Source organism: Pseudomonas sp. FA117 (genome assembly GCF_057370475.1).
Genome location: NZ_CM170675.1, coordinates 4,910,654 through 4,924,984, shown reverse-complemented (window position 1 = coordinate 4,924,984; position 14,331 = coordinate 4,910,654). Strand labels below are relative to the sequence as shown.

General features: G+C 65.4%; 13 protein-coding genes and 1 pseudogene. 11 read left to right on the top strand and 3 right to left on the bottom strand.

Going from position 1 to position 14,331, the window contains the following annotated elements:
• Positions 1 to 11: 11 nt before the first annotated feature.
• The 6 genes from AC1TXO_RS22685 to AC1TXO_RS22660 all read left to right on the top strand — a co-directional run bounded on the left by AC1TXO_RS22685 (position 12) and on the right by AC1TXO_RS22660 (position 6,770).
• Complete coding sequence (locus tag AC1TXO_RS22685; RefSeq protein WP_486403806.1) at positions 12 to 2,729, top strand: winged helix-turn-helix domain-containing protein; 2,718 nt, start codon at positions 12 to 14, stop codon at positions 2,727 to 2,729.
• A gap of 154 nt (positions 2,730 to 2,883) precedes the next feature.
• Positions 2,884 to 4,491 (top strand): tetratricopeptide repeat protein, encoded by a 1,608-nt coding sequence (locus tag AC1TXO_RS22680; protein ID WP_486406891.1) that lies wholly within the window; start codon positions 2,884 to 2,886, stop codon positions 4,489 to 4,491.
• Positions 4,488 to 5,180: a sensor histidine kinase gene (locus AC1TXO_RS22675; RefSeq protein WP_486403805.1), complete on the top strand. Its 693-nt coding sequence runs from the start codon at positions 4,488 to 4,490 to the stop codon at positions 5,178 to 5,180. The genes AC1TXO_RS22680 and AC1TXO_RS22675 overlap by 4 nt, the downstream gene beginning before the upstream one ends.
• Before the next feature lie 168 nt (positions 5,181 to 5,348).
• Positions 5,349 to 5,603 carry an AbrB/MazE/SpoVT family DNA-binding domain-containing protein gene (locus AC1TXO_RS22670; RefSeq protein ID WP_486403804.1) on the top strand — a complete coding sequence of 85 codons (255 nt, stop codon included), beginning with the start codon at positions 5,349 to 5,351 and terminating at the stop codon, positions 5,601 to 5,603.
• A 29-nt stretch (positions 5,604 to 5,632) separates the two neighbouring features.
• Positions 5,633 to 5,947, top strand: coding sequence for a type II toxin-antitoxin system ChpB family toxin (locus AC1TXO_RS22665; RefSeq protein WP_486403803.1), 315 nt, complete (start codon positions 5,633 to 5,635; stop codon positions 5,945 to 5,947).
• Positions 5,948 to 6,047: 100 nt separating this feature from the next.
• The gene (locus AC1TXO_RS22660) at positions 6,048 to 6,770 is read left to right on the top strand and encodes a YiaD family glycine zipper/OmpA-like lipoprotein (RefSeq protein ID WP_486403802.1); all 723 of its coding nucleotides are present in this window, start codon (positions 6,048 to 6,050) and stop codon (positions 6,768 to 6,770) included.
• A 39-nt stretch (positions 6,771 to 6,809) separates the two neighbouring features.
• Here AC1TXO_RS22660 and pta read toward each other — a convergent pair whose 3' ends face one another.
• Together pta and AC1TXO_RS22650 are read right to left on the bottom strand one after the other, a co-directional pair.
• Positions 6,810 to 8,900 (bottom strand): phosphate acetyltransferase, encoded by a 2,091-nt coding sequence (gene pta, locus AC1TXO_RS22655; RefSeq protein ID WP_486403801.1) that lies wholly within the window; start codon positions 8,898 to 8,900, stop codon positions 6,810 to 6,812.
• A gap of 31 nt (positions 8,901 to 8,931) precedes the next feature.
• On the bottom strand, positions 8,932 to 9,234 hold the full coding sequence (locus tag AC1TXO_RS22650) for a DUF3565 domain-containing protein (protein ID WP_486403800.1): 303 nt from the start codon (positions 9,232 to 9,234) through the stop codon (positions 8,932 to 8,934).
• Between AC1TXO_RS22650 and AC1TXO_RS22645 the strand changes: the two genes are divergently transcribed.
• The 3 genes from AC1TXO_RS22645 to AC1TXO_RS22635 all read left to right on the top strand — a co-directional run bounded on the left by AC1TXO_RS22645 (position 9,233) and on the right by AC1TXO_RS22635 (position 11,619).
• Positions 9,233 to 9,718 carry an FKBP-type peptidyl-prolyl cis-trans isomerase gene (locus AC1TXO_RS22645; RefSeq protein WP_054925639.1) on the top strand — a complete coding sequence of 162 codons (486 nt, stop codon included), beginning with the start codon at positions 9,233 to 9,235 and terminating at the stop codon, positions 9,716 to 9,718. The genes AC1TXO_RS22650 and AC1TXO_RS22645 overlap by 2 nt on opposite strands.
• A gap of 142 nt (positions 9,719 to 9,860) precedes the next feature.
• Entirely contained in the window at positions 9,861 to 10,343 is a 483-nt protein-coding gene (locus AC1TXO_RS22640; protein WP_486403799.1) for a glutathione peroxidase, read from the top strand.
• 172 nt (positions 10,344 to 10,515) lie between these two features.
• Positions 10,516 to 11,619 carry an NADH:flavin oxidoreductase gene (locus tag AC1TXO_RS22635; protein WP_486403798.1) on the top strand — a complete coding sequence of 368 codons (1,104 nt, stop codon included), beginning with the start codon at positions 10,516 to 10,518 and terminating at the stop codon, positions 11,617 to 11,619.
• Here AC1TXO_RS22635 and AC1TXO_RS22630 read toward each other — a convergent pair.
• Positions 11,588 to 12,802, bottom strand: coding sequence for a glycosyltransferase family 4 protein (locus tag AC1TXO_RS22630; RefSeq protein ID WP_486403797.1), 1,215 nt, complete (start codon positions 12,800 to 12,802; stop codon positions 11,588 to 11,590). The two genes, AC1TXO_RS22635 and AC1TXO_RS22630, sit on opposite strands and share 32 nt — an antisense overlap.
• Positions 12,803 to 12,937: 135 nt before the next feature.
• Between AC1TXO_RS22630 and AC1TXO_RS22625 the strand changes: the two are divergent.
• Together AC1TXO_RS22625 and AC1TXO_RS22620 are read left to right on the top strand one after the other, a co-directional pair.
• A pseudogene (locus tag AC1TXO_RS22625) lies at positions 12,938 to 13,705 on the top strand (PAS domain-containing protein); the annotation flags it as partial.
• A gap of 3 nt (positions 13,706 to 13,708) precedes the next feature.
• Entirely contained in the window at positions 13,709 to 14,299 is a 591-nt protein-coding gene (locus tag AC1TXO_RS22620; RefSeq protein WP_370671084.1) for a methyl-accepting chemotaxis protein, read from the top strand.
• Positions 14,300 to 14,331: the final 32 nt, after the last annotated feature.

The window sequence follows — 14,331 nt, the reverse complement described above, 5'->3', positions numbered from 1 at the left end:
ACGAGTCGGCCATGACAGATCTGTCCCGTACGCATGGAGTCGCCAGCCAGGCCCTTGGCCTGCTGGACGGGCGTTTCTTCCGGCCACCGCTGCCGGAGGGGCATGTGCTGCGCGCGCGGTTGTGCCAGCGGCTGGAAGCCGGGCTGGACGGGCGCCTGCTGTTGGTCAGCGCACCGGCGGGGTTCGGCAAGAGTTCGCTGGCCATCGAGTTCTGCCAGCAGTTGCCCAGCCAGTGGCGCAGCCTCTGGCTGGGCCTGAGCCAGCGCGACGCCGACCCGGGGCGTTTCCTCGAACGCCTGCTCGAAGGCCTGCAGCAGTTCTGCCCGGCGCTGGGTGGCCAGGCCATGGGCCTGTTGAAAATGCGTCAGCGCCACCAGCCATTCGCCTTCGAGGAGTGGCTCGACAGCCTGCTCGACGAGCTGGCCCTGTACCTGGATCCCGGCACACCGCTGCTGCTGGTGCTGGATGACTACCATCTGGCCCAGGGCGCGGTGCTGGACCGTTGTCTGCAGTTCTTCCTCAATCACCTGCCGCCAGGGCTGGCGCTGCTGGTCACCAGCCGCCAGCGCCCGGACTGGCACCTGGCGCGGTTGCGCCTGTCGCGCCAGCTGAGCGAACTCAACGAACAGGACTTGCGCCTGACCCCGGACGAAGCGCTGGCGGTGATCGGCCACCAGCCGGCCGGCTTGCGCGGCCAGGCGCTGGACAACCTGATCCAGCGCAGCGACGGCTGGGTCGCGGGGTTGCGTTTCTGGCAGTTGGCAAGCAGCGAATCTGGCGCAGAGCCTGGCTTGCCGCAGGCGCTGCACGGCGGTGAAGGGCTGATCCGCGATTACCTGCTCGAAGAGGTGATCGAGATGCTGCCGGCGGAGGTTCAGGCCTTCCTTTACGACACCGCCTGCCAGGACCGCTTCTGCAGCGAGCTGTGCGATGCCCTGCGCGAGCGCGAAGACGGCGCGACAGTCTTGCGCTACCTGCAGGCTCACCAGGTATTCCTCGTGCCGCTGGACGAGCATGGTCGCTGGTTCCGCTATCACCACCTGTTCTCCGACCTGCTGCGCAGCCGCCAGGCCGGCACACCGTCGGCAGCCCTGCACTTGCGTGCCTGTCGCTGGTTCGAGCAGCAGGGGCTGCTCGACGAGGCGGTGGAGCAGGCCCTGCGCGCCGGCTCGCTGGACGTTGCCGCCGATCTTGTGCAAAGCCTCTCCGAGGAACAACTGCTGGCCGAGCAGAACGTCGGCATGCTGCTGCGCTGGAAGATGGACCTGCCCGACAGCCTGCTGATCAGCACACCGCGCCTGATCGTGCTGTACAGCTGGGCGTTGGGGCTGGCCTGCCAGCTGGACGCCGCCGAGGAACTGGCGGCCTACCTCAGTCGGTTCCTGCCGGCACCTTCGGCCACTGCCCAGAAATCCATGCTTGCCCAGTGGCTGGCGCTCAGCGGTGTGATCGCCCGTGGCCGTGGCGATCGCCAGCGCACGCTCGGTTACTGCGAAGAAGCGCTGCAGAGCCTGCCGTGCAAACGTTATGGTCAACGCCTGGTGTGCCTGTCGACCTTGTCCAACCTGGCGATCGCCGATGGCGATTTCTGGCGCGCACGGGGCTGGAACCGCGAGGCCCTGGAGCTGGCCCAGCGGGTCGGCAATCCGCTGTTCGAGGCCCTGGCCCATTACGACCGGGCCCGTGTGCTGCACGCCCGCGGCGAGGTGCTGCGGGCGCTGGACGAGGTGCGCCAGGGGCTGCAGCGTCTGCAGGGGCTGTCGGGGCAGCGCCTGTATGCCGTGCGCGCCCGCCTGACCCTCTACGAAGGCTACCTCCATGCCTCGCGCCTGCAGCCGGGGCAGGGGCGGGCGCGTTTGCGCGCCGGGCTCAGCGAGGCGCGGGCCTGCCGGGACATCAGCGTGTTGATCGGTCACTGCGTGATCGCCTCGCTGGAGGGCCGCGACGGGCGCTTCGCCGAGGCTTTCGCCGAACTTGCCGAGGCCGAGCGGCTGATGCACATCTGGGACGTGCCGCCGGTTTTCTACCTGGCCATGATCACCCTGGTGAAGTGCGAGTTGTGGCTGGCCCAGGGGCGCACCGACCTTGCCGAGTCCTGGCTGCTGCGCCTGGGGCAGACCTATGGCGGCGAGCAGCCGGCGGCAGCGCCCGAGTTCCAGCCGTTGCTGCCGTTGCATATCGAACTGCAGCAGGCGCTGCTGGAGCGCACGCTGGCGCGTGTCGAGCCCGCCGAGCAGCGCCTGCGCGCGCTGGTGGCACAGGGCGAGGCCAGTGGCGGCATGATGCTGGTGGTCAGCGCGTTGTGCCAGTTGGTCGACCTGCTGCTGGCGCAGGGCCGTGAGCAAGAGGCGGGGACGTTGCTCGGCAAGGCGCTGGACGCTGCGCGAGGCGGGGCGTTGTATGCCTTCCAGCGGTTGCTCGAAGAGCGCCCGGTTTGGCTGCGCGAGCAGCTTGCGGCCAACCCGACCAGCCTGGTCCAGGCTGAACTGCTGGCGCGCCTGCCGCAGGCCCAGCCCATGGTCGCGGCCACCAGCGAAGCCCTCAGCGGCCGTGAGCTGGCGGTACTGGAACTGATCGCCCAGGGGTGCTCGAACCAGCAGATCAGCGAGCGGCTGTTCATCTCGCTGCACACGGTCAAGACCCACGCCAGCCACATCAACAGCAAGCTCGGCGTGGAGCGCCGCACCCAGGCAGTGGCGCGGGCCAAGTCGCTCGGGCTACTGGTCTAGGAAGCGCCTTGTCGCTAAAATAATGGCTAGTTGCCACTATCTTGTCATGGGCTGACTTCCCGGTCTCATCTTTCCCGTTGCCCGGCCGATACAGACTGCGCCGGGCGAAGGCGCCGCAGGCCGTTATCCACTCTTCTCAATACAGGTCGTGTTGATGCTGCAGTATGGGCAAAAAAGCTTTCTGATCGTCGACGACTTCACCGACTTTCGCACCTCGACGCGCTCCATGCTGCGCGAGCTCGGCGTGCGCGACGTGGACACCGCCGACAGCGGCGAGCAGGCCCTGCGCATGTGCGCGCAGAAGCGCTACGACTTCATCCTCCAGGACTTCCACTTGGGCGATGGCAAGAAGAACGGCCAGCAGGTGCTTGAAGACCTGTTGCTGGACAAGCTCATCAGCCATGAATGCGTGTTCATCATGGTCACCGCCGAAAGCAGCCAGTCGATCGTGCTCAGTGCCATCGAGCACGAGCCGGACGCCTACCTGACCAAGCCGTTCAACCGCCTGGGCCTGGCCCAGCGCCTGGAAAAGCTCGTACAGCGCAAGACCCTGCTCAAGCCGATCCTGCAGGCCCTGGACCGTGGCCGGCCCGCCGAGGTGCTGGCCGCCTGTGCCGAGCTGTGCAAGCAGGACCCGCGCTTCGCACCCCTGTGCCTGCGCTACCGGGCCGATGCATTGCGCGACCTCAATCGCTTCGACGACCTGGAAAAGTTTCTCACCAACATTCTTGCCAGCCGCCCGCAGCCCTGGGTGTATGCGGCGCTGGGCAGCCTGATGCACAAGCGTGGCCAGTACGAGCAGGCCCAGGGCGTCTACGAGCAAGCGCTCAAGGCCTTCCCGATCATGCCCGGGCTCTACGACGGGCTGGCCGAGGTGCTGGTGGCCAAGGGCGACAACAAGCGCGCCCAGCACATGCTCGAGGAAGCCGTGCGCCTGTCGCCGCTGGCGGTGCGTCGCCAGGCGGCGCTGGGCAAGCTGGCGCTGGACAACGAAGACTACGAAGGCGCCTCCAAGGCCTATCGCCATGCCGTGAGCCAGGGCCAGAGTTCGCGCTACAAGAGCGCCGAGAGCAACCTGGGGCTGGTCCAGGCGCTGATGAACAAGAACGCCGGCAACGGCCTGGATGCGCGTACCCGGGTCGAGATCAACACCGTGCTCAGCGAAGTTGCCAAGGAGAATACCGAGGACCAGGGCCTGCAGGTGCGTGCCCGGTTGATGAAGGCCGCCAGCCTGCAGCAGGCCGGCGATGCCGAGACCGCCGCCAAGCTCACCGAACAGGCCATGCAACGCCTGGACAAGATGGACCAGTTCTTCTCGGTCGATGCGGCGCTGACCGTGGCCCGGCAGCTCAAGGAGCTGGGCCAGGATTCGGCCGGCACCTCCATCCTCAAGGGCTGCGTGGAAACCTACGGCGACGATCCCAAGGTCATGCAGAGCGTGGCCAAGGTCACCGACGATCCGAGTGTGCTCGGCGCCGTCACCGAGGCCGTGGACCTCAATCGCCAGGGCGTGCGCAGCTACCAGGGCGGCCAGTTGAACGAAGCCCTGCAGCTGTTCCGCAAGGCCCTGTCGCTGCAGCCGAAGAACATCAGCATCGCCCTCAATACCGCCCAGGCGCTGCTGCGCATCGGCGGCGAAACCCCTCCGGAGTCGATCATGCAGGAATGCCGCAACTGCCTGAACAGCGTGGCTGGCATCCCCGCCAGCGACAGCCGAGTGGACCGCTACCGCAAGCTGCATATCCGGGTGTTTGGCGCATGAGCCGCGACGAGCAGGGGCTGGACTTCTCCACGGTGATCGCCTCCACTGTGCACGACATGAAGAACTCGCTGTCGGCGCTGATCCAGGCCCACGACCAGTGGCTGGCACGCTTGCCCGAGCCTGCCCGCAGCGGCAGCGAGCAGGGGGTGATGGAGCACGAGTTCCGCCACCTCAACGGCATGCTGGTGCAGTTGCTGGGGCTGTACAAGCTGGGGATCAACCAGTTGCCGATCTGCCCCGACTACCACGAACTCGAGGATTTCGTCGAAGCGCAGCTGGCGGCTCAGCAGGAAGTCATCCGCCACCGCGACGTGCTGGCGACCTGGCGCATCGAGACCGAAAGCCCGCTGGGCTTCTTCGACCGCGAACTGGTCGCCTCGGTGGTGGCCAACGTGCTGACCAACGCCATCCGCTATGCCGGCCATACGCTGCTGATCAGCGTCGAGGAGGAGGGCGAGCAACTGGTGATCAGCGTCAACGATGACGGCGTCGGTTATCCACAGCGCATGCTCGAACGCCAGCAGGACTACGTCCAGGGCATCGACCAGCAGAGCGGCAGCACCGGCCTTGGCTTGTACTTCGCCGCCAGGATCGCCGCGCTGCACGAGCGCAACGGCGTGCGCGGGCGCATCGAAATCGCCAACGGTGGTGCGCTGGGCGGTGGGTTGTTCAGGCTGTATTTGCCTTGAGTTCTGCTGCTTGAGGGTCGTTTCCCACGGCTTTGTGGGATAGCTCCCGACCTCGGTTTCATGACTTCAAAGACAGCACTTCAGATGACAATGTAGACACGTTGTTTATACACGTTACTTGCAATCATCTGGAGGGTTTCTACTATGTATCTACCTTTGGAGATACTTATGGAAGTCAAGATTCAACAATGGGGCAACAGCGCTGCCATTCGCCTGCCAGCGACCATTCTCAAGCAGATGCGCCTGAGCGTGGGCTCCGTCCTCAGCCTGGACACCACCTCCGGGTCGATGGTGCTCAAGCCTGTGCAGGCAAAACCCAAGTACAAGCTCGAGGAACTGATGGCCCAGTGCGATCTCGATGCTCCTGAACCTGAGGAGCTCGCGGTGTGGAATGCTGTTCGCCCTGTCGGTCGTGAGGTATGAGGCGTGCTGGGTTCGCCAGAGGCGATATCGTGCAAGTCGATCTTGAACCTGTCGTCGGCCGCGAGCAGCAAGGCGTGTCGCGTCCAGTCCTGGTCCTGACCCCGGCAGCCTACAATGCTGCGGGGCTGGCCGTGGTCGTGCCGATTACCCAAGGCGGAGATTTCGCCAGGCATGCCGGGTTTGCAGTAACGCTCAGTGGGGCTGGTACGCAAACCCAGGGCGTGGTCTTGTGCAACCAGTTGCGTACACTGGATCTCCAGGCGCGTGGCGCCCGACGTGTCGAATCTGTTCCCGACGTTGTCATCGACGATGCGTTGGCGCGCGTACGAGCCCTGTTTGAATGAGCGTGAAATTCATGGAATTTTTGCGCTTCGCTGCAATCCAAGCCTGGCAGTGGTCCGTGTGCCATCCGCTGCACTTTCGAATTTCACCAGGAGCTTGTTCATGTTCACCATGCGTCGTCTGATTATCGTCGCTACCGCTGCTGCCCTGATGTCCGGCTGTGCCGGGCAGAATCCCTATGACAACCAGGGCCAGGCGCAAGGCGAATCCACCGGGATGAGCAAGACAGCCAAGTACGGTGGCCTGGGTGCGCTGGCCGGTGCCATCGCCGGCGCGGCCATCGACCACAACCACCGGGGCAAGGGCGCGCTGATCGGTGCTGCAGCCGTGGGCGCCGCCGCTGCCGGCTATGGCTACTATGCCGACAAGCAGGAAGCCGAGCTGCGTGCACAGATGGCCAACACCGGCGTCGAGGTGCAGCGCCAGGGCGACCAGATCAAGCTGATCATGCCGGGCAACATCACCTTCGCCACCGACTCGGCGAACATCGCCCCCAGCTTCTACTCGCCGCTGAACAACCTCGCCAGCTCGTTCAAGCAGTTCAACCAGAACACCATCGAAGTGGTCGGTTTCACCGACAGCACCGGCAGCCGCCAGCACAACATGGACCTGTCGCAGCGTCGCGCGCAGGCCGTCAGCACTTACCTGACCTCGCAGGGTGTCGATGCTTCGCGGGTATCGGTGCGTGGCATGGGGCCGGACCAGCCGATCGCCAGCAACGCCGATGCCAATGGCCGGGCGCAGAACCGTCGCGTCGAGGTCAACCTGAAGCCGATTCCCGGCCAGCAGTATGACCAGCAGGGCACTGTCCAGCAGTATCCATAAGGCATGAGGAAAGGGCCGCGCACGCGGCCCTTCTGCATTTCAGCGCACGTGACTGGCCTGGATCGCCGTCAATGCGATGGTGTGCACGATGTCATCCACCTGCGCCCCGCGCGGCAGGTCGTTCACCGGTTTGCGCAAGCCCTGCAGCATCGGCCCCAGGCTTACGCAGTCGGCACTGCGTTGCACTGCCTTGTGCGTGGTGTTGCCGGTGTTCAGGTCGGGGAACACGAACACCGTGGCACGCCCGGCCACCTGGCTGTGCGGTGCCAACTGCCGGGCAATCTCCGGGTTGGCTGCGGCGTCGTACTGCAATGGTCCGTCGATCAGCAGATCATGTTCGGCCTGCTGCGCCAGGCGCGTCGCCTCACGCACTTTTTCCACTTCCTCGTCGCTGGCCGCCGAGTCGCTCGAATAGCTGAGCATTGCCACCCGTGGCAGGATGCCGAAGGCCTGCGCCGATTCCGCGCTTTGCCGGGCGATCTCCGCCAGTTCCACGGCGCTGGGGTGCGGGTTCATGATGCAGTCGCCGTACACCAGCACCTGCTCGGGGAACAGCATGAAGAACACCGATGACACCAGGCTGCAGTCAGGTGCGGTCTTGATCAGTTGCAGGGCCGGGCGGATGGTGTTGGCGGTCGAATGCACCAGCCCCGAGACCAGGCCGTCGACTTCGTCCAAGGCCAGCATCATGGTGCCGATCACCACCGGATCCTCCAGTTGCTGCTCGGCCATCGGCGCATTGAGGTTGCGGCTCTTGCGCAGCTCGACCATCGGCTCGACATAGCGCGCGCGAATCAGCTCCGGGTCGAGGATTTCCAGGTCGGCCGGCAGGCTGATGCCCTGGGCCCGTGCTACGGCCTGGACTTCCTCGGACTTGGCCAGCAGCACGCAGCGGGCAATGCCGCGCGCCTGGCAGATGGCCGCAGCCTGCACCAGCAGCGGCTCGGCGCCTTCGGGCAGGACGATGCGCTTGTTGGCCTGCTGGGCGCGCTGGATCAGCTGGTAGCGGAACACCGCCGGTGACAGGCGCATTTCCCGTGGCGTGCCGCAGCGTTGGTGCAGCCAGTGGGCGTCGAGATGGCTGGCGACGAAGTCGGTGATGAACTCGGCGCGTTCACGGTCGTCCACCGGGATCTCGCGGTTCAGCGAGTTGAGCTGGTTGGCGGTGTCGTAGGAGCCCGTGCTCACCGACAGGATCGGCAGGCCGGCCTGCAGTGCGCCGCGGCACAGCTCGAGGATGCGCGGGTCGGGCTTGCTGTCGCTGGTCAGCAGCAGCCCGGCCAGGGGCACGCCGTTGATCGCCGCCAGGCTCACGGCGAGGATGATGTCGTCGCGGTCGCCCGGCGTCACCACCAGTGTCCCCGGTTTGAGCAAGGGCACGGTGTTGGCCACGGTGCGGGCGCAGATGATGATCTTGTTCATCCGCCGCTGTTCGTAGTCGCCAGCATTGAGCACCTGGGCGCCGAGCAGCTCGGCCACATCGCGGGTGCGAGGAGCGTTGAGGTCGGCCTGGTAGGGGATGCAGCCGAGCAGGCGGAAGTCGTTGCCGCGCAGCAGGGGGGAATGCTCGCGCAGGCGCGTGGCGAAATCGGCCATGCTCTCGTCGGTACGGACCTTGTTCAGAACCACGCCCAGCACCTTGGGATCACGTGGCCCGCCGAACAGCTGGGCCTGCAGCTCGACGCGCCCGGACAGCTCGCTGAGCACCTCGTTCTCCGGCGCCGAGACCAGGATCACCTCGGCATCCAGGCTCTTGGCCAGGTGCAGGTTGACCCGTGCCGCATAGCTGGCGTGGCGAGTCGGCACCATGCCCTCGACCACCACCACGTCGTTGCCGATGCAGGCCTGCTGGTACAGGCGGATGATTTCTTCGAGCAGTTCGTCGAGCTGGCCGTCGCCGAGCATGCGCTCGACCTGGGCCAGGCTCAGCGGCGTGGGCGGCTTGATGCCGTGGGTGCGCGCGACCAGTTCGCTGGAGCGTTCAGGGCCGGTGTCGCCGGGATGCGGCTGGGCGATCGGCTTGAAGAAGCCGACTTTCAGTCCGCCGCGTTCGAGGGCACGAACCAGGCCGAGGCTGATGGAGGTCAGGCCGACGCCAAAGTCGGTCGGCGCAATGAAAAATGTCTGCATGCGTGCTTCTCGGAATAAGCGGTGCAAGGGATCAACGGGCAAGGGTAGCGCTATCGGCCCCCTTCGCGCACCAGCCGCAGGCAAAAGCCTGGCCGATACGCCGTGCACGCTCCCGGGCATCGAGCACCCAGGGCCGCGCCTGCCAGGGCGGTTGGTGGCGCAGGTGCTGGGTGTGACCGCACGACAGCTCGACCACCCAGTGGCCTTCCTCGTCCTGGTGGAAGCCGGTGATCCGACTGATGGGCCGTTGCCTGTCGGTCGCGCGTTCGCAATCGGACGAGGCCTTGGTTACACTTGTGCGCTCTACATTCTTTTGCAAAAGGTCTTGCCCCATGCTGATCGCCGCCAACAAGGCAGTCTCCATCGACTATACCCTGACCAACGACGCCGGGGAGACCATCGACAGCTCCGCCGGCGGCGCGCCGCTGGTTTACCTGCACGGTGCCGCCAACATCATCCCGGGCCTGGAAAAAGCCCTGGAAGGCAAGCAGGCCGGTGACGAGCTGACCGTTGCCATCGAGCCGGAAGACGCCTACGGCGAATACCTGGCCGAGCTGGTCAGCACCCTGAACCGCAGCATGTTCGAAGGTGTCGACCAACTGGAAGTCGGCATGCAGTTCCACGCTTCGGCGCCGGATGGCCAGATGCAGATCGTCACCATCCGCGACATCGACGGCGACGACGTGACCGTCGACGGCAACCACCCGCTGGCAGGCCAGCGCCTGAACTTCCAGGTCAAGGTGGTCAACGTGCGTGACGCCAGCGAGGAAGAAATCGCTCACCGTCACATCCACGGTGAAGGTGGCCATCACCACTGATTTCTCAGCTAAGCTCTGAGAGTCGTCAGGCGCTCGGGCAAGTCGGCTTACCCTCTGCGGAGGGTGCACGGCTTGGTCGCGCGCCTTTTTAGTGGGCGAGATTCGCCCCAGCGGCAACCGGGAACCTGAGAGGGGAAACAACATGAGTGCATTTCACGAACTGACGCTCAGGGCGCTGGATGGCCAGGACCTGCCCCTGGCACCGTTCAAGGGGCAGGTGGTGCTGGTGGTCAATGTCGCGTCCAAGTGCGGCCTTACCCCTCAGTACGCATCGCTGGAAAAACTGCACCAGCAGTTCAAGGGCAAGGGTTTCAGTGTGCTGGGCCTGCCATGCAATCAGTTTGCTGGCCAGGAGCCGGGCTCGGAAAAAGAGATTCAGGACTTCTGCAGCCTGAACTATGGCGTCAGCTTCCCCTTGAGCGCCAAGCTGGAGGTCAACGGACCTGAGCGTCATCCGCTGTACCGCCTGCTGGCGGGCGAGGGCGCGGAGTTTCCCGGCGAAATCACCTGGAATTTCGAGAAGTTCCTGGTCGGCAAGGACGGCCGTGTGCTGGCCCGGTTCGCGCCGCGCACTGCGCCCGATGATCCGGCGGTAGTACAGGCGGTCGAGAAGGCGCTGGCCTGACGCGTGCAGGTGCGGGGTTGTGTCGCGTGCAATCGCGGCACAAGGCCGCTGCGGCAGTTACCCAGCAAACCGAGCCCTATCCTGCTCAATCACCCAGATCAATAATGCTGGGCCGGCTGCACCGCTGGCCCTAAGCTCTGGCGCATTTCCTCACCCGTATCGGGAGCGCCGCATGTCCAGCAACCCTTTGTTCCAGCCCTTCAGCCTGGGCACCCTCGAGTTGCCGACCCGCGTGGTCATGGCGCCGATGACCCGTACCTTCTGCCCCGGCGGCGTGCCGCATGACGGCGTCGTCGAGTATTACCGCCGGCGTGCCGCAGCGGGCGTGGGCCTGGTCATCACCGAGGGCACCACGGTCGATCACAAGGCCGCCAACGGTTACCCCAACGTACCGCGCTTCCACGGCGCAGACGCCTTGGCCGGGTGGAAGAAAGTCACCGAGGCGGTGCACGCCGAAGGGGGCCGCATCGCTGCGCAACTCTGGCATGTGGGCAACGTGCGGCGCCTGGGTACCGAGCCGGACGGCAGCGTCCCCGGCTACGGCCCGAGTGGCAAGGTCAAGGATGGCAAGGTGCTGATCCACGAGATGAGCCACGAGGATATCTGCGAAGTCATCGCCGCCTTCGCCCAGGCCGCACGCGATGCCAAGGCCATCGGCATGGATGGCGTCGAGATCCACGGCGCGCATGGCTATCTGGTCGACCAGTTCTTCTGGGCCACGAGCAACCAGCGCACCGACGAATATGGCGGTGACCTCGCGCAGCGCTCGCGCTTCGCCATCGAACTGGTCCAGGCCGTACGTGCTGCAGTGGGGCCTGACTTCCCGATCATCTTCCGCTTCTCGCAGTGGAAGCAGCAGGACTACAGCGCGCGCCTGGTCGAAACGCCCGAGGCGTTGGCGGCCTTCCTGAAGCCGCTGGCCGACGCCGGTGTGGATATCTTCCACTGCTCCACCCGACGCTTCTGGGAGCCTGAATTCGAAGGTTCTACCCTCAATCTCGCCGGCTGGGCGCGCCAGCTGACCGGCAAGCCGACCATCACCGTCGGTAGCGTCGGCCTGGACGGCGAGTTCCTGCAGTTCATGGTCGACACCGACAAGGTGGCCGAGCCGGCCAGCCTGGAGGGCCTGCTGCAGCGCCTGGGCGATCAGGAGTTCGACCTGGTGGCAGTGGGGCGCGCGCTGCTGGTGGATGCCGACTGGGCGCAGAAGGTCCGCGAGGGGCGTGAGGACGAGATCCTGCCGTTCAGCCGCGAGGCGCTGTCGAGCCTGACTTGATCGTCAGCGGCGCGACCGCTGCGGCGTCCTGTGCGCCTGTCTGCCGACAGGCGCTGTAGAGGTAGCCCTCGAACTGCTCGACGATCGCCTGCCAGCCCTGGCGGCTGGCGTGCTGACGGGCATTGAGGCGCACCCGGCGCAGGGTCTCGGCATCTTCGAGCAGCCAGCATGCGGCGTCGATGAACGCGCCCTGGTCGCCCGGCATCGCCAGGGCACCACTGTGTCCATGACGAATATGCTGGGCCGCGGCGGCTTCGTCGTAGGCCACCACCGCAAGGCCCGAGGCCAGGGCCTCGAGCACCACGTTGCCGAAGGTCTCGGTGAGGCTGGGGAACAGGAACAGGTCGCCGCTGGCGTAGTGCTCGGCCAGCTGTTCGCCGCGCTGCACGCCGCAGAACACGGCATCGGGAAACTGCTGCTGCATCTGCAGGCGCTGCGGTCCGTCGCCGACCACGACCAGGCGCAGGCGCTGCTGTGGATAAGTCTGCTGCAACGTCTGCATGCATGGCAGCAGCAGGGCGAGGTTCTTTTCCACCGCCAGGCGACCGACGTGCAGCACGGCAATGTCGTCCGCGCCCAGGCCCCACTGCTCGCGCAGCGCATGGCTGCGCCGTGCCGGGTTGAACAACTGCGCGTCGACCCCGCGGGCCATCAGGGCCAGGCGCTCGAAGCCTCGCCGTTCCAGCTCCAGGCGCTGGCTGGCGCTGGGAACCAGGGTGGTTGCAGTGCGCCGATGGAACCAGCGCAGGTAGTGGGTGAGCAGGCGCGCCAGCAGGCCCAGGCCGTACTGGCCGGAATACTGCGGGAAATTGGTGTGGAAACCGCTGACCACGGCGATCTTCAGGCGTCGCGCGGCGCGCAGGGCGCTGAGCCCGAGCGGGCCTTCGGTGGCGATGTAGAGTACGTCCGGCCGCACTCGGCGCCAGCGGCGCCACAGCTTGTGCATCGATACCTCGCCCCACTGCAGGCCGGGATATCCCGGCAACGGCCAGCCCCGGCACAGCAGCAGCGTATCGTCGGCATTGCCCGGTGCATCACTGGCCTGGCGCGGACGCACCACCTCGACCTGGTGCCCGCGCAGGCGCAGGCCCTCGCTGAGGCGACCGAGGGTATTGGCCACGCCATTGATTTCCGGTGGAAAGGTTTCGCTGACAAGGGTGATGCGCAGGGGCGGAGTATTCATGTCAAAAAGTTTCCGCCTGCTTGGTTGCCATTATGTGACATGAAAATGATCCCCTGGTGACGTGTGATTTCCAGGTTTTTCAGGCCACTGCAATATTTCCCTGCGCGGCACTCAAGAACTGCTGCCCGCCAGCCGATGCAAAGGCATTCGACCGATGGATTGCGCTCTGGGAGAGCGGTGATGTTCAACAACAAACTGAAACAAGAAATCCAGCAACTGCGCGAGGAACTGCAATCCATCGAGCAGGTGAAAAACAGCCTCGACAGTGAAATGCTGGTGCTGCAGCTCGATCCCCAGGGCCGTATCGAAGTCGCCAACGGCAACTTCGAGAAGGAGATGTTCTACAGCAGCGACCGCCTGATCGGCCGCAATATCGAGGAAATCGTCCCCGAACATGTGAAGAAGCTGGATTTCTACCAGCGGATGAAGACGGCCATCGCGCGCGGCGAGCACCTCAACGGTGCCTTCCGCCTGCTGCGCGGCAACGGCGAAGAAGCCTGGTTGCGCTCGATCCTGCAGCCGGTCAAGGGCAGCGACGGGCGGATCAAGTACTTCACCCTGCATTCCAGCGACCTGACCCGCACCATCGAGACCTCGCGCGAGCATGAAAGCCTGATCAAGGCACTGATGCGTTCCACCGCAGTGATCGAGTTCAACCTCGATGGCCAGGTGCTGACGGCCAATGACCGCTTCCTGCAGACCATGGGCTACAGCCTGGAGCAGGTACGCGGCAAGCACCATCGCATGTTCTGCGAGCCGGAGGAGGTGAGTTCTGCCGCCTACCAGCAGTTCTGGGACAAGCTGCGCCGGGGCGAGTACGTTGCCGAGCGCTTCAAGCGCATCGATGCGCACGGCCGGGTGGTCTGGCTGGAAGCCTCGTACAACCCGATCATCGACGCCCACGACGTGCTCTACAAGGTGGTGAAGTTCGCCACCGTGATCACCGACCAGGTGAACCAGGAAATTGCCGTCGCCGAGGCTGCCGACATCGCCTACAGCACCTCGCAGGACACCGACGCCAGTGCGCGCAAGGCCACCGATGTGGTGACCCAGACCGTCGAGGTGATGCGCGGGCTGGAGAGCTCGATGCAGGAGGCGGCCGAAGGTATCCAGGCGCTGGACAAGCAGTCCAAGGTGATCGGCTCGATCATCAAGACCATCAGCGATATTGCCGGGCAGACCAACCTGCTGGCGCTCAACGCCGCCATCGAAGCCGCCCGTGCCGGCGAGCAGGGCCGTGGCTTTGCCGTGGTCGCCGACGAAGTGCGCCAGCTCGCCTCGCGCACCAGCAGCGCCACCGAGGAGATCGCCCGCGTGGTGCAGCAGAACGAGCAACTGGCGCAGGCGGCGGTGGACATCATCGACACCAGCAAGCGCCAGGCCGAGCAGGGCCTGACGCTGGCCGGGGAGACCGGCAGCGTGATCGTCGAGATCCAGGATGGGGCGAAGAAGGTGGTCAATGCCGTGGGGCAGTTCTCCAGCCAGCTGAGTCACTGACCGCTGCCAGGATGGCGCCGCATTGATGCCTT

Bases quoted from the DNA above. Each gene is read 5' to 3' on its own strand.
- AC1TXO_RS22635 (WP_486403798.1), top strand. From the start codon at position 10,516: ATGTCCAGCAACCCTTTGTTCCAGCCCTTCAGCCTGGGCACCCTCGAG.
- AC1TXO_RS22645 (WP_054925639.1), top strand. From the start codon at position 9,233: ATGCTGATCGCCGCCAACAAGGCAGTCTCCATCGACTATACCCTGACC.
- AC1TXO_RS22670 (WP_486403804.1), top strand. From the start codon at position 5,349: ATGGAAGTCAAGATTCAACAATGGGGCAACAGCGCTGCCATTCGCCTG.
- AC1TXO_RS22660 (WP_486403802.1), top strand. From the start codon at position 6,048: ATGTTCACCATGCGTCGTCTGATTATCGTCGCTACCGCTGCTGCCCTG.
- AC1TXO_RS22650 (WP_486403800.1), bottom strand. From the start codon at position 9,234: ATGGGGCAAGACCTTTTGCAAAAGAATGTAGAGCGCACAAGTGTAACC.
- AC1TXO_RS22675 (WP_486403805.1), top strand. From the start codon at position 4,488: ATGAGCCGCGACGAGCAGGGGCTGGACTTCTCCACGGTGATCGCCTCC.
- AC1TXO_RS22680 (WP_486406891.1), top strand. From the start codon at position 2,884: ATGCTGCAGTATGGGCAAAAAAGCTTTCTGATCGTCGACGACTTCACC.
- pta (WP_486403801.1), bottom strand. From the start codon at position 8,900: ATGCAGACATTTTTCATTGCGCCGACCGACTTTGGCGTCGGCCTGACC.
- AC1TXO_RS22630 (WP_486403797.1), bottom strand. From the start codon at position 12,802: ATGAATACTCCGCCCCTGCGCATCACCCTTGTCAGCGAAACCTTTCCA.
- AC1TXO_RS22685 (WP_486403806.1), top strand. From the start codon at position 12: ATGACAGATCTGTCCCGTACGCATGGAGTCGCCAGCCAGGCCCTTGGC.
- AC1TXO_RS22640 (WP_486403799.1), top strand. From the start codon at position 9,861: ATGAGTGCATTTCACGAACTGACGCTCAGGGCGCTGGATGGCCAGGAC.